Origin of the sequence: Streptomyces scabiei 87.22, assembly GCF_000091305.1 — a bacterium.
GTDB classification, from domain to species: domain Bacteria; phylum Actinomycetota; class Actinomycetes; order Streptomycetales; family Streptomycetaceae; genus Streptomyces; species Streptomyces scabiei.
Genome location: NC_013929.1, coordinates 3,894,483 through 3,916,066 on the forward strand (window position 1 = coordinate 3,894,483; position 21,584 = coordinate 3,916,066).

Consider the following 21,584-nt stretch of genomic DNA (forward strand, 5'->3'; position numbering starts at 1 on the left):
CCCCGGGCGGCGGTTGCCGCCCGGGACCATCGATTTCCCCGACCGCTCAGCCGCGCGCGTCTTCCTCTTCGTCCTCTCCGCCATCATCCTCGTCGAGACCCCATTCCGGCGAATCGGGGTCGTAGTCGATCGCCTCGCTGCTCCAGGAGGCCTGGGCCAGTTCGACCCCGGGGACCTCTCCGACCAGGTCGAACGGGTCGACCAGATAGGCGAGGGCCTCCGCGGTGTCCTCGGTCACCGCGCTCTCGGCGTGTACCCGTTCATCGGCAGGCATATCGGGATCGTCCGCGATCCGCCGCAGAGCGGCCCCGGTGACGGCCTCCACGTCCTCGACCTCCACCACCAATTCGACGCGTAGCCGGACAAACTGCGATGTCTCCGTTGTGCTCATGCTCCGGAGCGTACGGCTCACCGGGCACGCGACTTTCCCACGACCCGCGCCTTTCATTAGCATCGTCGTCCACGGCCAATTCGCCAGCGTCACAAGGGGATCGATATTCCGTGTCCGTCGCACGTCGCGCGTCGTCCACCGCCCGCCGGTCGTTGGTGACCGCCACCGCCGCGGGCACCCTGCTGTGCGCCCTCTGGTTCGTGCCGTCCGCCAACGCGACCCAGGAGACGGCCGTACGCGAGCAGGCGACCACGACCTCCGACACGGCGGCCGCCACCGGTGACGCCCGCGAACTCGCCGACACCGGCAGCCCGAACACCACGCCCTACGTCATCGGCGGCACCGCGATGCTCGGCCTGGGCGCTGCCTTCGTCGCCTACTCGATCCGCCGCGAACGCGACTACCCCGAGCACTCCGAGGGCCCCGAGGCCCCCGGCGTCCTGTGAGCGGCAGGAAGCCCGGGCGCGGCCCCGCGTCTTGAAGGGCGCGGGACACCACGCCCCTCCCGCGCCCACCCACCCGTCGGTCAGGCGAGCGCCCCGGTCACCGACTCCGCGGCCGCGACCAGCCGCCCGTCCCGGACGAACGCGTCGGCCAACTCCAGGTCGGGCGCGAGGAAACGATCCGGCCCCGGCCCCTCGACCCCGGCCGCCCGCACGGCTTCCACCACGGCCCGCGTGGCGGGCGCGGCCACCAGCCCCTCACGCAGCTCGACGCCCCGCGTCCCGGCGTACAGCTCCACGGCCAGCACCCGCGTCAGGTTGTCCACGGCGGTCCGCAGCTTGCGCGCCGCCGACCAGCCCATCGACACATGGTCCTCCTGCATCGCGGAGGACGGGATCGAGTCCGCCGACGCCGGTACGGCGAGCCGCTTCAGCTCACTCACCAGCGCCGCCTGCGTGTACTGCGCGATCATCAGCCCGGAGTCCACCCCGGCGTCGTCCGCGAGGAACGGCGGCAGCCCGTGCGAGCGGTTCTTGTCGAGCAGCCGGTCCGTCCGCCGCTCCGCGATCGAGGCGAGGTCCGCCACGGCGATGGCGAGGAAGTCGAGGACGTAGGCGACCGGCGCCCCGTGGAAGTTGCCGTTGGACTCCACCCGCCCGTCGGGCAGGACGACGGGGTTGTCGACCGCCGCCGCCAGCTCCCGCTCGGCGACGAGCCGCGCGTACGCGACGGTGTCCCGCCCGGCCCCGGCCACCTGGGGGGCGCACCGCACCGAGTACGCGTCCTGCACGCGGGGCGCGTCGTCCTGGTGGTGTCCGGTGAGCCCCGACCCCTTCAGTACGGCGACCATGTTGGCCGCCGAGGCCGCCTGCCCGGGATGCGGGCGGATGGCGTGCAGTTCGGGGGCGAGGACCCGGTCCGTGCCGAGCAGGGCCTCCAGGGAGATCGCGGCGGTGATGTCCGCCGAGGTGTACAGCCGCTCCAGGTCGGCCAGGGCCATGACCAGCATGCCGAGCATGCCGTCGGTGCCGTTGAGGAGGGCCAGCCCCTCCTTCTCGCGCAGCTCGACGGGGGCGATGCCGTGCTCGGCCAGCAGCTCGCCGGCCGGCCGTACGACCCCGTCCGGACCTTCGGCGTCGCCTTCGCCCATCAGGGTGAGCGCGCAGTGCGAGAGCGGGGCCAGGTCCCCGGAGCAGCCGAGGGAGCCGTACTCGTGGACGACGGGGGTGATGCCGGCGTTGAGCACGTCGGCCATGGTCTGCGCGACCTCGGGCCGGACACCGGTACGGCCCGAGCAGACGGTCTTCAGCCGCAGGAACATCAGCGCGCGGACGACCTCGCGCTCCACCCTCGGGCCCATGCCGGCGGCGTGCGAGCGGACGATGTTGCGCTGCAGCCGGGCCCGCAGCTCGGGGCTGATGTGCCGGGTCGCGAGGGCGCCGAAGCCGGTGGAGACGCCGTAGACGGGCTCCGGCTTGGCCGCCAGCGCGTCCACGATCCCGCGGGCCGCCGCGAGCGCGGCCACCGCCTCGCCGGAGAGCTCGATCCGGGCGCCGGCGCGCGCCACGGCGAGGACGTCGGCCGCGGTGACCCCGGACGTCCCGAGGACCACCGTGTCCACAGAGTGCATATCCATATTCAGGATCGTAGGGACTGAATCGCCGAATGTCACGACCGCGGAACGGAAGGGATCCTTACCTCCCGTCACACGATCTCGCCGAAATCCGGCATCCACCTATCCGCGTAGATCAGAATCCGCTCAGAAAACGATCAGAGAACGTTCCGAGATTGATCAGAATCGCCAGGTCAGAGCATGGAAGGCGGGCACACGCGCGTAGGGTCGAAATACCGGACGACGGCGGGGCCGCGCTCCAGCAGGAGCCGTCCCCCTGCCACGCCCCTGTCCTTGCCACGTCCCTTCCGGGCCACCGACCGGCCCACGGCTCACTCCCCCCTGGCCGTGGGCAGCCCAGGGCCGCGCGTCGACTCGACCCCGCGCGCGCTGCCCGCCCTAGGTGGACCGGCGCCCTCGAATGCGGCGCCGGTCCCCCGGGTGCGCGGGATCGGCCGGCGCGGGCGGCCGGTCCGCGAGGCTGACGACCGGGTCGTCGGCCCCCTCCCCCTCACGCCCCGCGACGACCGGCTCCACGGACCCGGCCGCCTTGGCCCGGTACTGCGCCGCGTCGGCCAGCCGGAACAGCCGCCGGGCCGAGAGCAACGGCCCGATGGGATCCCCGGTGGACGCGACACCACAGGCGACCCCGTCGCCCGGCTCCAGTTCCCTCGCCCGTACGCAGAGATCACCGGCGACCCGTACCACCTCGTCCGCCGACGGCCCCACCGCCAGCAGGCAGAACTCGTCCCCGCCGAGCCGGGCGGCCAGCACCCGGGGCAGCTCGGCCGCACAGCGCGACAGCACGGACCCGAAGCGCTCCAGCACCTGGTCCCCCATCGCGTGCCCGTGGGAGTCGTTGACCTTCTTCAGGCCGTTGAGGTCGCAGACGACGAGGCTGATCACCGTGCCGTCGCGCCGGTGCGCCTCCATCGCCTCGTCGAGGCGGAGATCGACCGCGCGCCGGTTGCCGAGCCCGGTGAGGGGGTCGGTGAAGGCCAGCCGCCGGGCCTCCTCCAGCCGCTCGGACTGCGCGAGTCCGGCGGCCACGACCGAGGCCAGCACGGTCGCGAAGGCGGCGTCGCCGCCGTGGAACACGGGTTCCCCGGCGGGCCGGGCCACATACAGCTCGCCCCACGCCCGGCCGTTGAGCACGACGGGGGCCACCACGCAGCAGCCGCGGCCGCGCCGGCGCAGGGCGGCGACCCGCTGGTGGCAGTAGCCGCCGGGGCGCCGCCCGCCGACCGGTCCGGCGGCGGTCTCCACCCAGGCGTTGGGCTCACCGCCCTCCAGCCACCGCTCGTGCAGGAACTCCGCGATCTCCGGGAACTCGTGCACCGGGTATGTCTCCTCCTCGGGGAACTCCTCCTCGTCCGCGGCCCGGTTCCCCACATTCACGAGCACCCGCAGCAGCCCGCGGTCCCGCTCCCACACGGACAGCGCGGCGAAGCTGCCCGACAGGGCCCGGCACGAGCCGTCCGCGGCCGCCCACCACGTCTCCGGCGACGTACGCGCCCCCGCCATCCCACGGGCCAGCGCCACCACGGCCCTCAGCCGCCTGTCCTCTCCCATCTCCCCAGGCTAGGGAGGTTCGAGATGATTTGGGACGTTGGTGAAGCGAACAGGGGTACGGCCCGCCGTGCGACCGCCGGTCCCGCGGCCACCGCCGGGCCGTGCCACCGCCGGGCCGTGCGACCGCCGGCCCCGGGGCCACCGCCGCCGGTGACCCCGGGACCCCACCGGTCACTCCCCCGGCCAGTCCGGCTTCCGCTTCTCGTTGAAGGCGGCCACACCCTCCGCCCGGTCCCCCGAGAACGCCACCGAGCGCCAGGCCGCGTCCTCGACCTCCAGCCCGGCCCGCAGATCCAGTCCCTGCCCGAGCCGCAGCGCGCGCTTGGCCGCGCGCAGTCCGACCGGCGAGTTCGCGGCGATCCGCGCGGCCAGCGCCAGGGCCTCCGTCCGGTCCCGCCCCTCCTCCACCACCTGGTCGACGAGCCCCAGCTCCCGTGCCTCCCCGGCCTCCAGCCGCCGTGCCGTGAAGATCAGCTCGGCCGCCCGCGCGGCGCCCACCCGGCGCGGCAGCAGCTGCGTGCCCCCGCCTCCCGGGATCACCCCCACCGACACCTCGGGCAGCCCCACGACCGCCGTGGAGTCGGCCACGATCAGGTCGCAGGACAGGGCGAGTTCGAAGCCGCCGCCCAGCGCGAAGCCGTGCACGGCGGCGATCGTGGGCATCGGCAGCTCCAGGACGCCGGTGTACGCCGCCCGCGCGACGGGCCGCTGCCGGAGCAGGTCGGCGTCGCTGAAGGAGTTCCGCTCCTTCAGATCCGCCCCCACGCAGAACGCTCGCTCGTGCGTGGACGTCACCACGACGACGCGGGCGTCGCGGTCGGCGGCGAGCGCCGCGCACGCCGCCGTGACGGAACGGGCCATGTCGGTCGACACGGCGTTCATGGCCTTGGGCCGGTCGAGCGCGAGCTCGGCGACGAACCCGTGCCGCCGCACCACGACGAACTCCCCGAACCGCCGCTCCCCCTCCGCCCCTGCCGCCCGCTCCACTGCCGCACCGTCACCCATAGAACCCTCCGGTTAACGTGGGTTAACTCTCCTGTGGCCCCGATCATCGCAGCCACCCCCGCCCGGCGGAAACCCCGGACGAAGCAGGCCCCGGACGCGACCGCACCGAGGATCCGGAACGGCAGGACGGCGGCGTCATCCGCGTGCCGGGCGCGCACCCCAACGAGAGCCCCCGCGGGGTGCCCCCTTGACGTACCCCGACGATCTTCTCCACGGACGAGTGACATCCCGGCCTTCTCCGGCCACACCGTCCGTCCCGGCACATAGCCTGCGCTCCGCCACAGGCGCACCGGCGGACACGGGCGCGTAGGGGAGGGACGAACCATGACGACGGACACGGCCACCCGGCCGGCATCGACCGCACCACGAGCGCCCCGGGAGGCTCCGGCGCCGACCGCGGCGCCCCGGACCCCCGAGCCCGAGCCGTCGGCGCCCTGGAGGCCGTCGTCGGCGCCGCTCCCGCCCCCCGCCTCCGGCGCCCCGGACGAGTCGGCACCCCGGCCGCGCGGCCGGCACCGGCGGCCCCGGCCCCGCAAGCTGCTGTTCGCGGTGGGCGGGATGGCGCTGGCGGCGGGGGCGCTGAGTCTGCTGCGGGTGGCGTCGGACCCCGTCGGCGGCGGCGCAAGCGCGTCGGGCCCGGCGCCGAGCGCGGCGGACGGCTTCACGGACGAGGCCACGACCGAGGCCGGTACGACGGTGACCGACGAACCCCCGGCCGACGCGGGAACCCCGACTTCCGACGCCCCCATGGGGGGCGGCACCACGGCCTCGCCCCCGCCACGGTCCCCGGGAGCGGCCGCGCCCACGCCGGTCCCCTCCACCCTCCTGCCCGCCCCGGGCATCGGTGTCGAGATCCCCTCCGACCCCTCCGGCCCGGGCTCCCGCGACGAGGTCACCGGAAACCCGCCCGCCGCGGACACCGCCCCGAGGACCCGCGCTCCCGAGTCCCCCCGCCCCGCTCCCCCCGCACCCACCCGGCCACCGGAGGCAGCACCCCGACAGCCGGCCACACAGGACTCCACGCCCCCACCGGCCGCCCCCGCCGACACGGCCACCCCGGCGAAGCCCGCGAAGCCGGGCCTGTGCGTCCCCCTGGTCGGCCTCTGCGTCGACGAGGCCCTCGGCGGGTGAGGCGGCTTCCGGCACTCCGAGGACGGCCACGGCGGCCCACGGCGATCGACGGCCCCGACGGGACCGGACGGAAGGCGGCTCAGCCCTTCCCGGGCCTCCGCGTGAGCAGCCACGGCTGGACGACTCCGAGGCCGCGCACCGGGCGCTGCCACATCGGCTGGAGCGCGAAACGGTACGCCGGAGGCTCCTCGCCCTCCTTCTCCGCGGCGGCCGCGGCCTCGGCGGCCTCGGCCTCGGAGGCGGGGGCCTCGCCCGTGCGGGTCAGCTCCTCGGCGAAGGCGCCGTCGACGAGGACCGCGTCCTTCGGCGCTATCGAGGTGAGCCGGCTCGCGAGGTTCACGGTCGAACCGAAGACATCGCCCATCCGCGTCGTCACCGTGCCGAAGGCCATGCCCACGCGCAGCTCCGGCATGGTCTCGTCGTTGGCCATGGTCTCGATCAGGCGCAGCGCGATCTCGGCGGCCACGCCCGCGTCGTCCGTGGCGTACAGCACCTCGTCCCCGAGGGTCTTGATGAGCCGCCCGCCGTTCGCCGCCACCAGGTCCGCCGCGGTGGTCTCGAAGGCCTCGACCAGCTCGCCGAGCTCCTCCTCCTCCATCCGCCGGGTCAGCCGGGTGAACCCGACGAGATCGGCGAAGCAGACGGCCAGCCGCCGGTCGACCATCTCCTCGTCGTCCGCGGCCTGCACGACCCGCCCGGTGGCGGCGGCCAGCTGACGGCGCCAGACGTAGACGAGGAACTCCTCCAGCTCCGGCAGCAACAGCTCGATCAGCGGGTACGTCACCTCGGTCCGGGTCATCCCCGGCTCCGGGGGCTCGGTCAGCCCCTCCAGGAAGGAGTCGATCTGCCACTCGGCGAGCCGCGCGGTGGTCTGTCCGGTCGACCGGGCCACCTGCACCGCCATGGCCTCGCTGAGCAGCCCCGCCTCCACCAGACCGGCGAGCCGCCGCAGCGCGAGGACGTCCGCCTCGGTCAGCGCCTTGGCCTGCCCGATGTCCGCGAAGCCCATGGCCCGCCAGAAACGGGACGCCAGTTCCATGGAGACGCCCGCGCTGCGGGCCGCCTGGAAGGGGGTGTACCGGCGCTCGGCCCCGAGGATCAGCCCCTCGAGCCGCAGCGCCAGCGGGTCCTCCTCATCGGCGTCCACGTCATGGGGCTCCGCCCGCTCGAGCGAGGCCGAGAGCGGGGGCGGCTCCACGCGGTCGTCCGCGTCCGTGCCGGAGCCCGTGTCCTCGACGCTCACTCCTGCTGCCCTTCCGATCTCCCGCGGTCACGTACTCGACCGGCCTCAACTCTACGGCAGGTGTGCGCCAGCTCACTCCGTGAGGTGGGCCGAAGGGTGCTTCCCCCTTCCGGGGGACGGCGCCGGCGCGGGCGTGCGCCCCTCGAAGCACGCGCCCGGCGCCCCACCGCCGCCCTCCGGGCCCGTACGCCGGACCCACGCCCCCGGGTGCCCAAGCCCCACCATCCCCACACGTCACACCGCCTCGCCCGTCACGCGGGCCGCAGATGCACGATGTCCCCCGCCCCCACCGGCTCCTGCACCCCGTCCTCCGTGGCGAGCACCAGACGCCCGTCCCCGTCCACCGCCACGGCCTCCCCGACGACCGACCGGTCCCCGGGCAGCTCGGCGCGCACCTTGCGCCCGAGCGTCGCGCACCCGGCGGCGTAGGTCTCCTGCAGACCGCTCGCCGACGGGTCACCGCCGGCCGCCCGCCACCGTCCGTACCACTCCTCCAGCGACCGCAGCACGGCACGCAGCAGTGGATCCCGGTCCGTGGTCACGGCCCCGGCGAGCGCCAGCGACCCCGCCGCGGGCACCGGCAGCTCCTCCTCCCTCAGGCTGACGTTGATGCCGATCCCGATCACCACACCGTCCGCCCCGGCCCGCTCCGCGAGGATCCCGCCGGCCTTGCGCTCCTCGCCCCCCACGGTCACGAGCAGGTCGTTGGGCCACTTGAGTGCCGTGTCGACGCCGGCGGCCCGGGACAGGCCGGTCGCGACGGCCACACCGGTCAGGAGCGGCAGCCAGCCCCAGCGCTCCACGGGCACCTCTCCCGGCTTGAGCAGCACGGAGAAGAACAGGCCGGAGCGCGCGGGCGCGGTCCAGATGCGGTCGAGGCGCCCGCGGCCCGCCCGCTGCTCCTCGGCGACGAGCACGGCCCCCTCCGGCAGCCGGTCGGCGCGCCCCGCGAGGTCGGTGTTGGTGGAGTCGACCACCGGCCGCACGTCCAGGGAGCTCCACAGACCGCCCTCCCGGATCAGCGCCCGGCGCAGGGAGGCGGAGTTGAGGGGCGGCCGGCCGAGGTCGGACCAGCGGTCCGACCTCGGCTCACCCGGTCCGCTGGACGGGTCACCTTGTGCACCTGGCGGGTTCGTCATGCAACCCACCCTAGGTTTGACATCCTCCGCCCCGCGAGAAGGGGACGGATTCCAGCCCTGACGAGCTGAGGTTCACGGGCGCTCGATCACTCTCGTGATGTCACCCCTCCGACGTGTCCCGCCGCGACGCTCCGATCGCACAAGCGGAAGGGGTCAGGAGTGTGGTAAACGCCGCACTGCCGAACGGTAGGCGCAGCACTACGCTACGGATGAGTAACCCCACACACTTCTGAGCACGTGTAAAGCACCACCGCGTACGCACCGAGTCCCTCACGTCCCCTTCAGCAGGCAGGGAGCCGCATCCCGATGTCCGAGCCGGAAGAGTCGGCAGGCCCGACGAGCACCGACATTCACACGACCGCGGGGAAGCTCGCGGATCTGCAGCGCCGTATCGGCGAGGCGACGCACGCCGGCTCCGAGCGCGCGGTGGAGAAGCAGCACGCCAAGGGCAAACTGACGGCCCGTGAGCGCATCGAACTCCTCCTCGACGAGGACTCGTTCGTGGAGTTCGACGAGTTCGCCCGCCACCGCTCCACCGACTTCGGCATGGAGGCCAACCGCCCCTACGGCGACGGTGTCGTGACCGGCTACGGCACGGTCGACGGCCGCCCGGTCGCGGTCTTCTCCCAGGACTTCACGGTCCTCGGCGGCTCCCTCGGCGAGGTCTTCGGCCAGAAGATCATGAAGGCGATGGACTTCGCCCTCAAGACGGGCTGTCCCGTCATCGGCATCAACGACTCCGGCGGCGCCCGCATCCAGGAGGGCGTCATGGCCCTCGGCATGTACGGCGAGATCTTCCGCCGCAACACCCACGCCAGCGGCGTCATCCCGCAGATCAGCCTCGTCGTCGGCCCCTGCGCGGGCGGCGCGGTCTACTCCCCCGCGATCACCGACTTCACGGTGATGGTCGACCAGACCTCGCACATGTTCATCACCGGCCCGGACGTCATCAAGACGGTCACCGGCGAGGACGTCGGCTTCGAGGAACTGGGCGGCGCCCGCACCCACAACGCCACCTCCGGCGTGGCGCACCACATGGCGGGTGACGAGAAGGACGCCATCGAGTACGTCAAGCAGTTGCTCTCCTACCTCCCGTCCAACAACCTCAGCGAGCCCCCGGCCTTCCCCGAGCAGGCGGACCTCACCCTCACCGACGAGGACCGCGAACTGGACACGCTCGTCCCGGACAGCGCCAACCAGCCGTACGACATGCACACGGTGATCGAACACGTCCTGGACGACGCCGAGTTCTTCGAGACCCAGGCCCTCTTCGCCCCGAACATCCTCACCGGCTTCGGCCGCGTCGAGGGCCACCCGGTCGGCATCGTCGCCAACCAGCCCCTGCAGTTCGCCGGTTGCCTGGACATCGACGCCTCCGAGAAGGCCGCGCGCTTCGTGCGCACCTGCGACGCCTTCAACGTGCCCGTCCTGACCTTCGTCGACGTCCCCGGCTTCCTCCCCGGCGTCGGCCAGGAACACGAGGGCATCATCCGCCGGGGCGCGAAGCTCATCTACGCGTACGCCGAAGCCACCGTGCCCCTCATCACGGTCATCACCCGCAAGGCCTTCGGCGGCGCCTACGACGTCATGGGCTCCAAGCACCTGGGCGCCGACCTCAACCTCGCCTGGCCCACGGCCCAGATCGCCGTCATGGGCGCCCAGGGCGCGGTCAACATCCTCCACCGCCGCACCATCGCCGCCGCCCCCGAGGCCGAACGCGAAGAGGTCCGCGCCCGCCTGATCCAGGAGTACGAGGACACCCTCCTCAACCCCTACACGGCGGCCGAACGCGGCTACGTCGACGCCGTCGTCATGCCCTCCGAAACCCGCCGCCACCTCGTCCGCGGGCTTCGCCAACTCCGCACCAAGCGCGAGTCCCTCCCCCCGAAGAAGCACGGAAACATCCCCCTCTGACCCCCACGGGAGCCGACATGACCATCAAGGTCGTACGGGGAAACCCGACCCCGGAGGAGCTTGCCGCCGCCCTGGCGGTGGTCCGGGCCCGCGCCGCGGCGGCAGCCACCGAGCCGCCCGGCGCGCCCGCCCCCCGCGACTCCTGGTCCGACCCGTCCCGCATCGCCGCCCACCGCCTCCCGGCGCCGGGCCCGGTCACCTGGAGCCGCACCTACTGGCCCGGCTGAGCGGAACCCGCCCTACCGATTTGAGTACGCGTACTCAGGCGCCCGGCCCCCCGGCCGGGGCACCATCGCAGCATGCTCTGGTCCGACCCTGAGAACGAGCCGCCGAAGGAACTGCGCGACACGCAGGCCATGCTTCGGCGGCTCGGCGTCCTCATGGCCTGCGCCATGCTCCTGGCCATGCTGGTCCTGGGCCTCCGCTGACCGACACCCCACGCACACCGGACGGACGGCGAACGTGGGACCGGACGGTGAACGCTGGACCGGACGGTGAACCCGAGGACGGACGGCGAACGTGGGACCGGACGGTGAACGTGGGGCCGGTCGCGTACGGCGAGAAGGGGGTGTGCCGGGGGGTGTCCGCCCGCAGCGGTTGGCGCGTCAACGCCCCGCGCCTCCCAGCAAGCCGATTCCGCGCCGTTCCGAGGACGGACACCCCCCGGCGCGCCCCCGACCCACCCACCGCCCCCAGGCGAACCCCCCACCCACACCAGGCCACCCCACCCACCCCACCCACCGCTGGAACGACCGAGGCTCCTGCCCGCCGATACCCTGACGCACATGACCGACCAGCAGCCCCGCCGCCTGATCCTCGCCTCCCAGTCCCCCGCCCGGCTCAACCTGCTCCGCCAGGCCGGCCTCGCCCCCGAGGTGATCGTCAGCGGCGTGGACGAGGACGCCGTCAGCGCCCCCACCCCCGCCGACCTGGCCCTCGCCCTCGCCGAGGCCAAGGCCTCCGTCGTGGCGGCGAAGCCCGAGGCGAAGGGCGCCCTGGTGATCGGCTGCGACTCGGTCCTAGACCTGGACGGCCAGGCCCTCGGCAAACCGGCCGACGCCGAGGAGGCCACCGCCCGCTGGAAGTCCATGCGCGGCCGCGCCGGCACACTCCAGACGGGCCACTGCGTCTACGACACGGCCACCGGCCGCCACACGTCAGCGACCGCCTCCACCGTCGTCCACTTCGGCAACCCCACCGACGAGGAGATCGCCGCGTACGTCGCCTCCGGCGAGCCCCTCCACGTGGCGGGCGCGTTCACCCTCGACGGCCGCTCGGCCCCGTTCATCGACGGCATCGAGGGCGACAACGGCAACGTGATCGGCCTCAGCCTCCCCCTGCTCCGCCGTCTGCTCGCCCACCTGGGCGTAGGCATCACGGACCTGTGGGCGCCCCGCGCACACTGAACACGCGGGGGTCCCGCCGAACCGTCACGAGGTGAGTGCCGGGCCCGTCAAGATGCGCCGGGCGCCGCAGGAGCCACCTGCTCCGCCCCACCGGGCCCCTCCGCCCCACCGGCCCCACCGGCCCCACCGGACACAGCGTCAGCGACCCCGTCCTGCCGGTCGTACGTCATCAGCGTGAGCAGCACGAGCCCCAGCACCACCATCATGAACACGAACGCACCCCACCCGACCAGCCCCACGGTGAGCGCGCCGAGCAACCCGTGCACGACGGCCACGCTGATGAGCAGGATCCTCCCGAGCCCGGCGGCGGGCCGGTTGCGGAGCGCGACGAGCAGCGCGACCACACCGCAGAGGACGAAGTAGAGGCCGAAGACGACACCCCCGGCCTTCGTGGAGAGGGACATCGCGTCCGGATCCAGCCCGGCGAGGGACATCTTCTGCCGGTCGACGACCGTGCCGAGGAACCACTGCAGCCCGGCGATCCCGAGCCCTTCCGCGAACAGCACGAACGCCGTGACCACCGCCACCGGTCTGCGGATCACCGGCCCCACCCACTTCCCACTCTCGTCCTGCTGCTCTCAGCGCCTCGCGGACCCATGTCGTTACCCCAGGTAGGCGTTCGAGACATCGCGAACGCTACTAACGGGTAAACCCCGGGACAAGGGTTCTCGCGAGAGCAAAGAATCGTTGGGCCATTAGTAGGGACTCCACAAAGAAACCCAACCGGCCGCAGCGCGGCCGCACAGAGACCTTGACCACATCAGAGGGCTAGGGTTTCCGCATGGAGACCTGCGCAATGCTGTGCGACAAGGGATTTCGCAGGTTGAGTGAGCCTCGTTTCACGCTCCGTGTGGGCAAGCTCACCATTGTGGACGGGTCGAAACGCCGTGTCGGCAGTCCCTAAACTCGGCTTGTTTCAAGGAGAGGGAGCCATCGTGCGCAAGGTGTTGATCGCCAACCGAGGCGAAATCGCTGTCCGCGTCGCCCGGGCGTGCCGGGACGCCGGGATCGCGAGCGTGGCCGTGTACGCCGATCCGGACCGGGACGCGCTGCATGTGCGGGCCGCGGACGAGGCGTTCGCCCTGGGCGGTGACACTCCGGCGACCAGCTACCTGGACATGGGCAAGGTCCTCCAGGCCGCGAAGGACGCGGACGCCGACGCCGTCCACCCCGGCTACGGCTTCCTCTCGGAGAACGCGGAGTTCGCCCAGGCGGTCCTGGACGCGGGTCTGATCTGGATCGGCCCGCCCCCGCAGGCGATCCGCGATCTGGGTGACAAGGTGGCGGCCCGTCACATCGCCCAGCGCGCCGGCGCGCCGCTCGTCGCGGGCACCCCCGACCCGGTCTCGGGCGCGGACGAGGTCGTGGCGTTCGCGGAGCAGCACGGTCTGCCGATCGCGATCAAGGCGGCGTTCGGCGGCGGCGGTCGCGGCCTGAAGGTCGCCCGCACCCTCGAAGAGGTCCCGGAGCTGTACGACTCGGCCGTCCGTGAGGCGGTCGCGGCGTTCGGCCGGGGCGAGTGCTTCGTGGAGCGCTACCTCGACAAGCCCCGCCACGTGGAGACCCAGTGCCTGGCCGACTCCCACGGCAACGTGGTCGTGGTCTCCACCCGTGACTGCTCCCTGCAGCGCCGTCACCAGAAGCTGGTCGAGGAGGCCCCGGCCCCCTTCCTGTCCGACGCGCAGAACGCCGAGCTGTACGCGGCGTCGAAGGCCATCCTGAAGGAGGCCGGCTATGTCGGCGCCGGCACGGTGGAGTTCCTGGTCGGCATGGACGGCACGATCTCCTTCCTGGAGGTCAACACCCGCCTCCAGGTGGAGCACCCGGTCACCGAGGAGGTCACCGGCATCGACCTGGTCCGTGAGATGTTCCGGATCGCGGACGGCGAGGAACTCGGCTACGACGACCCGCCGATGCGCGGCCATTCCTTCGAGTTCCGCATCAACGGCGAGGACCCGGGCCGCAACTTCCTCCCGGCGCCGGGCACCGTCACCACGTTCGCCCCGCCGACCGGCCCCGGTGTCCGCCTGGACGCGGGCGTGGAGTCCGGCAGCGTGATCGGTCCGGCGTGGGACTCCCTCCTGGCCAAGCTGATCGTCACGGGCGCCACCCGGCAGCAGGCCCTGCAGCGCGCGGCCCGCGCCCTGGACGAGTTCACCGTCGAGGGCATGGCCACGGCGATCCCGTTCCACCGCGCGGTCGTCCGTGACCCGGCGTTCGGCCCCGAGCTGACCGGCTCCGGCGACCCGTTCACGGTCCACACGCGCTGGATCGAGACCGAGTTCGTCAACGACATCAAGCCCTTCGCGGCCCCGGCCGACACCGAGGCCGAGGACGACTCCGACCGCGAGACGATCGTCGTCGAGGTCGGCGGCAAGCGCCTGGAGGTCTCCCTCCCGGCCGCTCTGGGCATGACCCTGGCCCGCACCGGCCTCGCGGCGGGCGCCAAGCCCAAGCGCCGCGCGGCGAAGAAGTCGGGCCCGGCGGCCTCCGGCGACACCCTCGCATCCCCGATGCAGGGCACCATCGTGAAGGTCGCCGTCGAGGAGGGCCAGGAGGTCAAGGAAGGCGACCTGATCGTCGTCCTCGAGGCCATGAAGATGGAGCAGCCTCTCAACGCCCACCGCTCCGGCACCGTCAAGGGCCTGAGCGCGGAGGTCGGCGCCTCGATCACCTCGGGCGCCCCGATCTGCGAGATCAAGGACTGACCAGCTCGCGCAAGTCCCCGCGCCCCGTGTTCTCGGGGCGCGGGGACTTGCGTCTTTCGGAACGCGGGGACCTGCGCGAGAAGCCGTCCCCCACCCATCTCCACACCCGCGCACTCACCCACGTCACCCGAGCTCTTAGGCTGAAGACGCCCCCGGCAGAAGAGAGCAGGTGATCACCGCAGTGAGCCTCACCCCGGCCCAGCCGCCCGCAGGGACCCGGCCGCCCGCAGCCGGCCGGAGGCCCATGCGCGCGGACGCCCGCCGCAACCACGCCCGTCTGCTCACCGAGGCACGCCTCGCGTTCGCGGCCCATGGCACCGGCGCCTCGCTGGAGGACATCGCCCGCCGTGCGGACGTCGGCATCGGAACTCTCTACCGCCACTTCCCCAACCGCCAGGCCCTGCTGAGCGCGGTCTTCGAGGAGGCCGTGGGCGATCTGCTGGCCCGGGCCCGGACACGACTACAAGCGCCTCAGCCCTGCGCCGCCCTGGTCGCGTGGCTGCGCGACGTCATCACCCGTGCGGGCGAATACCGGGGTCTGGCCCAGGCCCTGATGGCGGTCTCGTACGCGGACTCCCGCGCCGCGGACGAGAACATCTCGGACCTGGCCCGGTGCTGCGCGCCGATCCGGGAGGCGGGCACGGCCCTGCTGCGGCGAGCGCAGGACGCCCACGCCGTACGGGACGACGTGGCGATCGGCGACCTGCTCCAGCTCACCCACGCGATCGCGCTGGCGGCCGAGGAGACCCCGGACGATCCGGAGCTGGCCGACCGCCTGCTGACTCTGACCCTGCGCGGCCTGCGCCCGTAGCCGCCGACACGCCTGAGCAGCGACCCGCCGACGTGAACGACCGGTCGGCGTACGGCCACACGGCACGCCCTGCCCACAGGTCCGCCCACCGCGGCGCGGCTACCGGCCGCGGCTACCGGCGCCGCAGGTCAGCGACCCGGGCCGCCCGCTCCCGCTCCCGTTCACCGACCGGCGGCTGGTCCCCCAGGACCGTGGCGGTGCGCAGTTGGGGCGCGGTGCCGTGGACCTGGTTGCGGCGAGGCCCCGGCAGCGGCACGTCACGGCGTGAGGGGCGCGCCGGAACGGGATCGCCTCCCGTGCCGCCGCCCGCCGCCCCGGCCACGGAGATCTGCACGCCCTGGTCCGCCAGGGCCTGCAGCTCGGTGACCGCGCGGTCGTCGTGGCCGGGCGGGTCGTCGGTGACCAGCCTGGTGATCACATCGGTCGGCACCGTCTGGAACATCGTGTCGGTGCCGAGCTTGGTGTGATCGGCGAGGACGACGACCTCGGCGGCGGCCTGGACCAGTGCGCGGTCGACGGACGCCGACAGCATGTTGGACGTGGACAGGCCGCGCTCGGCGGTCAGTCCGCTCCCTGAGAGGAAGGCCTTGGAGACGCGCAGCCCCTGGAGGGACTGCTCGGCGCCGGAGCCGACCAGGGCGTAGTTGGAACCGCGCAGGGTCCCGCCGGTCATCACGACCTCCACCCGGTTGGCATGGGCCAGCGCCTGTGCCACCAGCAGGGAGTTGGTGACGACGGTCAGCCCGGGGACCCGCGCGAGCCGGCGTGCCAGCTCCTGCGTGGTGGTCCCCGCCCCGACCACGATGGCCTCGCCCTCTTCGACGAAGCTCGCGGCGAGGTCGGCGATGGCCGTTTTCTCGGCGGTCGCGAGATGAGATTTCTGCGGAAAGCCGGACTCTCGCGTGAACCCGCCCGGCAGTACCGCACCGCCGTGCCGGCGGTCGAGGAGTCCTTCTGCCTCCAGAGCGCGCACGTCCCGCCGTACGGTCACTTCGGAGGTCTGGACGACGCGGGCGAGCTCACGGAGCGACACGGCTCCGTTGGCCCGCACCATTTCGAGGATCAATTGACGACGTTCTGCAGCGAACACGAAACTGACAGTAACGCCAACGACCATCTGCTTTCAGCAGTTTGCGCCGAATAGCAGAAGTTGTTCGCAGGGTGGTGCGAGAAGTGATATAGGGGCCATCCGGGACGGAATGGGCCACACGGCCGGTCACGCAGCCCGCCCGCGACCGGCCCCGCCGCCCGTCACGCGCTCGTCCCCCGACCACCGGGACAACAGGCCCGACGTCCGACCGGACGACCGGTCGGACGCCCGGCGGGAACCGGTCCGGCGGACCGTCAGACGCCGCCGCCCGCCTTGCGCGTGTGGAGCTGGCGCGCCACCTCGGCGATCGAACCCGACAGGGACGGGTACACGGTGAACGCGTTCGCGATCTGTTCGACGGTCAGGTTGTTGTCGACCGCGATCGAGATGGGGTGGATCAGCTCGGACGCGCGCGGGGCGACCACGACACCGCCCACGACGATGCCGGTGCCGGGGCGGCAGAAGATCTTGACGAAGCCGTCCCGGATGCCCTGCATCTTGGCGCGCGGGTTGCGCAGCAGCGGCAGCTTCACCCCGACGGCCTCGATGGCCCCGCTGTCCAGGTCGGCCTGGGTGTAGCCGACGGTGGCGATCTCGGGGTCGGTGAAGACGTTGGACGAGACGGTCTTCAGGTTCAGCGGGGCCACCGCGTCGCCGAGGAAGTGGTACATGGCGATACGGCCCTGCATGGCGGCCACGGAGGCGAGCGCGAAGACGCCGGTCACGTCACCGGCGGCGTACACGCCCGGCGCACTCGTCCGGGAGACCTTGTCGGTCCAGATGTGCCCGGACTCCTTGACCTTGACGCCGGCCCCCTCCAGGCCCATGCCCGCGCTGTTGGGGATGGCGCCGACGGCCATCAGACAGTGCGAGCCGCTGATGACCCGGCCGTCCGCGAGCGTCACCTCGACCCGGTCGCCCACCCGCTTGGCGGACTGGGCCCGGGAGCGTGCCATGACGTTCATACCGCGCCGGCGGAACACGTCCTCCAGGACGGCGGCGGCGTCCGGGTCCTCGCCCGGCAGGACGCGGTCGCGGCTGGAGACGAGCGTGACGCGGGACCCGAGCGCCTGATAGGCGCCGGCGAACTCGGCACCGGTCACACCGGACCCGACGACGATCAGCTCTTCGGGCAGTTCGTCCAGGTCGTAGACCTGCGTCCAGTTGAGGATGCGCTCGCCGTCGGGCTGGGCGTCGGGCACCTCACGCGGATGGGCGCCGGTGGCGATGAGCACCGCGTCGGCGGTGAGCGTCTCCTCCGACCCGTCGGCGGCGCGCACCACGACCTTGCGCGAGCCGTCGAGATCCTGCTGTCCCTGCAGCCGCCCGCGCCCGCGCATCACCCGCGCGCCGGCGCGCGTCACGGAGGCCGTGATGTCGTGCGACTGCGCCAGCGCGAGCCGCTTCACACGCCGGTTGACCTTGCCGAGGTCGACCCCGACGACACGCGCGGGCGTGTCGATGTACGGGGTGTCGTCGGCGACGATGATGCCCAGCTCCTCGTAGGAGGAGTCGAAGGTGGTCATCACCTCGGCCGTCGCGATGAGGGTCTTCGACGGCACGCAGTCGGTCAGTACCGACGCCCCGCCCAGACCGTCGCAGTCCACGACGGTCACCTCCGCGCCGAGCTGCGCGGCCACCAGCGCCGCCTCATAGCCGCCGGGTCCGCCACCGATGATCACGATCCGAGTCACATGCCCCATTGTCCCGCACGCCCCCCGCCCCCACAGCCCCGGGGTACCCGGCACCGCTCCCGGATCGGCCCGCAGGGCCGTCCAGGGGCGCGGGGCTGTGACATATGCGGCTCCGCCGCGTGGGCGCGACCAGCCACGACCGACCCGCACCCGCCGAACAACAGGCACCCCCGCCCCTCAGGCACCCGGCCCTCCAAGCGGAGCGCTCCCGTACCCTCTCCCCCATGTCGCTCTACGCCGCCTACGCCGGCAACCTGGACTCGCGCCTGATGTCCCGCCGGGCACCCCACTCCCCGCTGCGCGCCACCGGCTGGCTGAACGACTGGCGGCTGACCTTCGGCGGCGAGCACATGGGGTGGGAGGGCGCGCTGGCCACGGTCGTGGAGGCACCGCGCTCCCAGGTCTTCGTGGCGCTGTACGACATCGCCCCCATGGACGAGGACGCGATGGACCGCTGGGTCGGCGTCGGCCTGGACATATACCGCCGGATGCGGGTCCGCGTCCACACCCTGGACGGCGACGAGCCGGCCTGGGTCTACGTCCTCAACGGCTACGAGGGCGGGCTGCCCTCGGCCCGTTACCTCGGCGAGGTGGCGGACGCGGCCGAGTCGGCCGGCGCACCCCACGATTACGTGATGGAACTGCGCAAACGCCCCTGCTGAGGGCGCGGGGCGGGGCGTGCGGGGCCGCCGCGCACGCCGCCGCGCCGTTGGAAACGACAAGGCAACGATCCCGATCCGGTGCGCCTCGTCATCTACGCGCGTAGGCCCAAACCGGATACCCTCGACGCGTGAACGCATCTCTTCTTCCGGACGACATCCAGGGCGACCCGTACGCCGCCGCCGACGCCGCCGCCGCGCGCCTGCGCGAGCTGACGGGCGCCGAGACCCACGACGTCGCGCTTGTGATGGGCTCCGGCTGGGCCCCGGCCGTGGACGCGCTGGGCGCCCCCGAGGCCGAGTTCCAGGTCACCGACCTGCCCGGCTTCCCGCCGCCGGCGGTCGAGGGCCACGGCGGCAAGGTCCGCTCGTACCGGATCGGCGACAAGCGCGCGCTCGTCTTCCTGGGCCGCACCCACTACTACGAGGGCCGCGGTGTCGCCGCCGTCGCGCACGGCGTCCGTACCGCCGTCGCCGCCGGTGTGAAGACGGTCGTCCTCACCAACGGCTGCGGCGGTCTGCGCGAGGGCATGCGCCCCGGCCAGCCGGTGCTGATCAGCGATCACCTCAACCTGACGGCGACCTCTCCGATCGTCGGCGCGAACTTCGTCGACCTCACGGATCTGTACTCCCCGCGCCTGCGCGCCCTGTGCAAGGAGATCGACCCCTCGCTGGAGGAGGGCGTCTACGCGCAGTTCACGGGCCCGCACTACGAGACCCCGGCGGAGATCCGGATGGCCCGTGTGATCGGCGCGGACCTGGTCGGGATGTCCACGGTCCTGGAGGCCATCGCCGCGCGCGAGGCGGGCGCCGAGATCCTGGGCATCTCCCTGGTGACCAACCTGGCGGCCGGCATGACGGGTGAGCCCCTGAACCACGAGGAGGTCCTCCAGGCGGGCCGTGACTCGGCGACCCGCATGGGCGCGCTGCTGACCCAGGTCCTGAACCGCCTGTAGCGCGGAGGGCTCCGCCGGGGGGGCGTGGCCGGGTGCGGGTGGGCGGGGGCCGGTGCTTTCCGGGGCGCGGGAAACTGCGCGAGAAGCCCCACCGGGCCCGCACCCGGCAACGCACCCCCGCCCCCCCTCGACACATCTCGACGCATCCACGAACAGAGAACGAGAGGTTGACCCCCGTGCACGACGACCTGATCGCCCGCGCCAAGGCGTGGCTGGCCGAGGACCCCGACCCGGAGACCCGGGCCGAGCTCGGCGCGCTGATCGACGCGGCGGACACGGCGGAGCTGACCGCCCATTTCTCCGGCACCCTCCAGTTCGGCACCGCCGGCCTGCGCGGCGAACTCGGCGCCGGCCCCATGCGCATGAACCGCTCGGTCGTCATCCGCGCCGCCGCGGGCCTCGCCGCGTACCTGAACCAGCAGGGCGCGGGCGGCGGCCTCGTCGTCATCGGCTACGACGCCCGCCACAAGTCCGCCGACTTCGCCCGCGACACCGCCGCGGTGATGACCGGCGCGGGCCTGCGCGCGGCCGTCCTCCCCCGCCCTCTGCCCACGCCCGTCCTGGCGTTCGCCATAAGGCACCTGGGCGCGGTCGCGGGCGTGGAGGTCACCGCCAGCCACAACCCGCCCCGCGACAACGGCTACAAGGTCTACCTCGGCGACGGCTCCCAGATCGTGCCCCCGGCCGACGCCGGGATCGCGGCCGAGATCGACGCCGTACGCTCCCTCGACGACGTCCCCCGTCCCGACGCGGGCTGGGACACCCTCGACGACAGCGTCCTGGACGCCTATCTGGCCCGTACGGACGCGGTCCTCTCGCCCGGTTCCCCACGCGCCGCCCGCACGGTCTACACGGCCATGCACGGCGTCGGCAAGGACACCCTGCTCGCGGCGTTCGCCCGGGCCGGCTTCCCGGAGCCCGTCCTCGTCGCCGAGCAGGCGGAGCCGGACCCGGACTTCCCGACGGTCGCGTTCCCCAATCCGGAGGAGCCCGGCGCGATGGACCTCGCGTTCGCGAAGGCCCGCGAGACGGACCCCGACCTGATCGTCGCGAACGACCCGGACGCCGACCGCTGCGCCGCGGCGGTGCGGGACGGCGCCGACTGGCGGATGCTGCGCGGCGACGAGGTGGGCGCGCTGCTCGCCTCGCACCTGGTCGCGCGCGGCGTCCAGGGCACGTTCGCCGAGTCGATCGTCTCCTCCTCGCTCCTCGGCCGGATCGCCGAGAAGGCGGGCCTCCCCTACGAGGAGACCCTCACCGGCTTCAAGTGGATCGCCCGCGTCGAGGGCCTGCGCTACGGCTACGAGGAGGCCCTCGGCTACTGCGTCGACCCCGAGGGCGTCCGGGACAAGGACGGCATCACGGCGGCCCTGCTCATCACGGAGCTCGCCTCGCGGCTGAAGGAGGAGGGCCGCACCCTCCTCGACCTGCTGGACGACATCGCCGTCGAGCACGGCCTGCACGCCACCGACCAGCTCTCGGTCCGGGTCGAGGACCTGTCGGTCATCGCCCGCGCCATGGAGCGGCTCCGTGAGCGGCCCCCGACGGCCCTGGCGGGCCTCACCGTCACCACGGCCGAGGACCTCACCCGGGGCACGGACCGGCTCCCGCCCACGGACGGCCTGCGCTACACCCTCGACGGCGCCCGCGTGATCGTCCGCCCGAGCGGCACCGAGCCCAAGCTCAAGTGCTACCTGGAGGTCGTGGTGCCGGTGGCGGACCACGCCGGCCTCCCGGCGGCCCGCGCGAAGGCGACGGACCTGCTGGCCGGGATCAAGCGGGACCTGTCGGCGGCGGCAGGCATCTGAC

Annotated in this window: 20 protein-coding genes; 11 read left to right on the forward strand and 9 right to left on the reverse strand. The window is 73.1% G+C overall.

The genetic code is table 11. From position 1 onward, the window contains the following. Positions 1-46: 46 nt before the first annotated feature. Positions 47-391, reverse strand: coding sequence for a hypothetical protein (locus SCAB_RS16355; protein WP_046773624.1), 345 nt, complete (start codon positions 389-391; stop codon positions 47-49). Positions 392-501: 110 nt separating this feature from the next. On the opposite strand from SCAB_RS16355, the gene SCAB_RS16360 reads away from it, so the two are divergent. Then, complete coding sequence (locus tag SCAB_RS16360; protein WP_041669276.1) at positions 502-837, forward strand: hypothetical protein; 336 nt, start codon at positions 502-504, stop codon at positions 835-837. Between the two features lie 80 nt (positions 838-917). Here SCAB_RS16360 and hutH read toward each other — a convergent pair whose 3' ends face one another. From hutH to SCAB_RS16375, 3 genes are all read right to left on the reverse strand, one after another. Continuing rightward, positions 918-2,471, reverse strand: a complete 1,554-nt coding sequence (gene hutH / locus SCAB_RS16365) for a histidine ammonia-lyase (RefSeq protein ID WP_078580120.1) — start codon at positions 2,469-2,471, stop codon at positions 918-920. A gap of 375 nt (positions 2,472-2,846) precedes the next feature. After that, positions 2,847-4,019: a GGDEF domain-containing protein gene (locus SCAB_RS16370; protein ID WP_037729872.1), complete on the reverse strand. Its 1,173-nt coding sequence runs from the start codon at positions 4,017-4,019 to the stop codon at positions 2,847-2,849. A 171-nt stretch (positions 4,020-4,190) separates the two neighbouring features. Then, complete coding sequence (locus tag SCAB_RS16375) at positions 4,191-5,024, reverse strand: enoyl-CoA hydratase/isomerase family protein (protein ID WP_013001200.1); 834 nt, start codon at positions 5,022-5,024, stop codon at positions 4,191-4,193. 324 nt (positions 5,025-5,348) lie between these two features. Here SCAB_RS16375 and SCAB_RS16380 point away from each other — a divergent pair, with 324 nt between their 5' ends. Further along, complete coding sequence (locus tag SCAB_RS16380; protein WP_049875723.1) at positions 5,349-6,155, forward strand: hypothetical protein; 807 nt, start codon at positions 5,349-5,351, stop codon at positions 6,153-6,155. A gap of 79 nt (positions 6,156-6,234) precedes the next feature. On the opposite strand, the gene SCAB_RS16385 is transcribed toward SCAB_RS16380, so the two are convergent. Further along, positions 6,235-7,398, reverse strand: coding sequence for an adenylate/guanylate cyclase domain-containing protein (locus SCAB_RS16385; protein ID WP_013001201.1), 1,164 nt, complete (start codon positions 7,396-7,398; stop codon positions 6,235-6,237). A 251-nt stretch (positions 7,399-7,649) separates the two neighbouring features. Continuing rightward, positions 7,650-8,537: a biotin--[acetyl-CoA-carboxylase] ligase gene (locus SCAB_RS16390; protein WP_013001202.1), complete on the reverse strand. Its 888-nt coding sequence runs from the start codon at positions 8,535-8,537 to the stop codon at positions 7,650-7,652. 306 nt (positions 8,538-8,843) lie between these two features. Here SCAB_RS16390 and SCAB_RS16395 point away from each other — a divergent pair, with 306 nt between their 5' ends. From SCAB_RS16395 to SCAB_RS16405, 4 genes are all read left to right on the forward strand, one after another. Then, positions 8,844-10,451: an acyl-CoA carboxylase subunit beta gene (locus SCAB_RS16395; RefSeq protein WP_013001203.1), complete on the forward strand. Its 1,608-nt coding sequence runs from the start codon at positions 8,844-8,846 to the stop codon at positions 10,449-10,451. Positions 10,452-10,468: 17 nt separating this feature from the next. Next, a complete protein-coding gene (locus SCAB_RS16400) occupies positions 10,469-10,678 on the forward strand; it encodes an acyl-CoA carboxylase epsilon subunit (RefSeq protein ID WP_013001204.1) in 210 nt (69 codons plus the stop codon). Positions 10,679-10,750: 72 nt separating this feature from the next. Continuing rightward, a complete protein-coding gene (mmpB, locus tag SCAB_RS49050) occupies positions 10,751-10,879 on the forward strand; it encodes a morphogenic membrane protein MmpB (protein ID WP_005480905.1) in 129 nt (42 codons plus the stop codon). Positions 10,880-11,236: 357 nt separating this feature from the next. Next, on the forward strand, positions 11,237-11,857 hold the full coding sequence (locus SCAB_RS16405) for a nucleoside triphosphate pyrophosphatase (protein ID WP_013001205.1): 621 nt from the start codon (positions 11,237-11,239) through the stop codon (positions 11,855-11,857). A 47-nt stretch (positions 11,858-11,904) separates the two neighbouring features. On the opposite strand, the gene SCAB_RS16410 is transcribed toward SCAB_RS16405, so the two are convergent. Further along, the gene (locus SCAB_RS16410) at positions 11,905-12,399 is read right to left on the reverse strand and encodes a hypothetical protein (protein ID WP_013001206.1); all 495 of its coding nucleotides are present in this window, start codon (positions 12,397-12,399) and stop codon (positions 11,905-11,907) included. 393 nt (positions 12,400-12,792) lie between these two features. On the opposite strand from SCAB_RS16410, the gene SCAB_RS16415 reads away from it, so the two are divergent. Together SCAB_RS16415 and SCAB_RS16420 are read left to right on the forward strand one after the other, a co-directional pair. Beyond that, positions 12,793-14,565 carry an acetyl/propionyl/methylcrotonyl-CoA carboxylase subunit alpha gene (locus SCAB_RS16415; protein ID WP_013001207.1) on the forward strand — a complete coding sequence of 591 codons (1,773 nt, stop codon included), beginning with the start codon at positions 12,793-12,795 and terminating at the stop codon, positions 14,563-14,565. 244 nt (positions 14,566-14,809) lie between these two features. Continuing rightward, complete coding sequence (locus tag SCAB_RS16420) at positions 14,810-15,376, forward strand: TetR/AcrR family transcriptional regulator (protein ID WP_013001208.1); 567 nt, start codon at positions 14,810-14,812, stop codon at positions 15,374-15,376. A gap of 112 nt (positions 15,377-15,488) precedes the next feature. Here SCAB_RS16420 and SCAB_RS16425 read toward each other — a convergent pair whose 3' ends face one another. Together SCAB_RS16425 and SCAB_RS16430 are read right to left on the reverse strand one after the other, a co-directional pair. Further along, positions 15,489-16,493, reverse strand: a complete 1,005-nt coding sequence (locus tag SCAB_RS16425; RefSeq protein WP_013001209.1) for a DeoR/GlpR family DNA-binding transcription regulator — start codon at positions 16,491-16,493, stop codon at positions 15,489-15,491. Positions 16,494-16,720: 227 nt separating this feature from the next. Further along, positions 16,721-18,169 carry an NAD(P)H-quinone dehydrogenase gene (locus SCAB_RS16430; RefSeq protein WP_037723149.1) on the reverse strand — a complete coding sequence of 483 codons (1,449 nt, stop codon included), beginning with the start codon at positions 18,167-18,169 and terminating at the stop codon, positions 16,721-16,723. 215 nt (positions 18,170-18,384) lie between these two features. Between SCAB_RS16430 and SCAB_RS16435 the strand changes: the two genes are divergently transcribed. From SCAB_RS16435 to SCAB_RS16445, 3 genes are all read left to right on the forward strand, one after another. Beyond that, positions 18,385-18,822 carry a gamma-glutamylcyclotransferase gene (locus tag SCAB_RS16435; RefSeq protein ID WP_037723148.1) on the forward strand — a complete coding sequence of 146 codons (438 nt, stop codon included), beginning with the start codon at positions 18,385-18,387 and terminating at the stop codon, positions 18,820-18,822. A gap of 128 nt (positions 18,823-18,950) precedes the next feature. Continuing rightward, on the forward strand, positions 18,951-19,775 hold the full coding sequence (locus SCAB_RS16440; RefSeq protein WP_013001213.1) for a purine-nucleoside phosphorylase: 825 nt from the start codon (positions 18,951-18,953) through the stop codon (positions 19,773-19,775). Positions 19,776-19,951: 176 nt separating this feature from the next. Further along, positions 19,952-21,583 carry a phospho-sugar mutase gene (locus tag SCAB_RS16445; protein WP_041669279.1) on the forward strand — a complete coding sequence of 544 codons (1,632 nt, stop codon included), beginning with the start codon at positions 19,952-19,954 and terminating at the stop codon, positions 21,581-21,583. Position 21,584 lies beyond the last annotated feature (1 nt).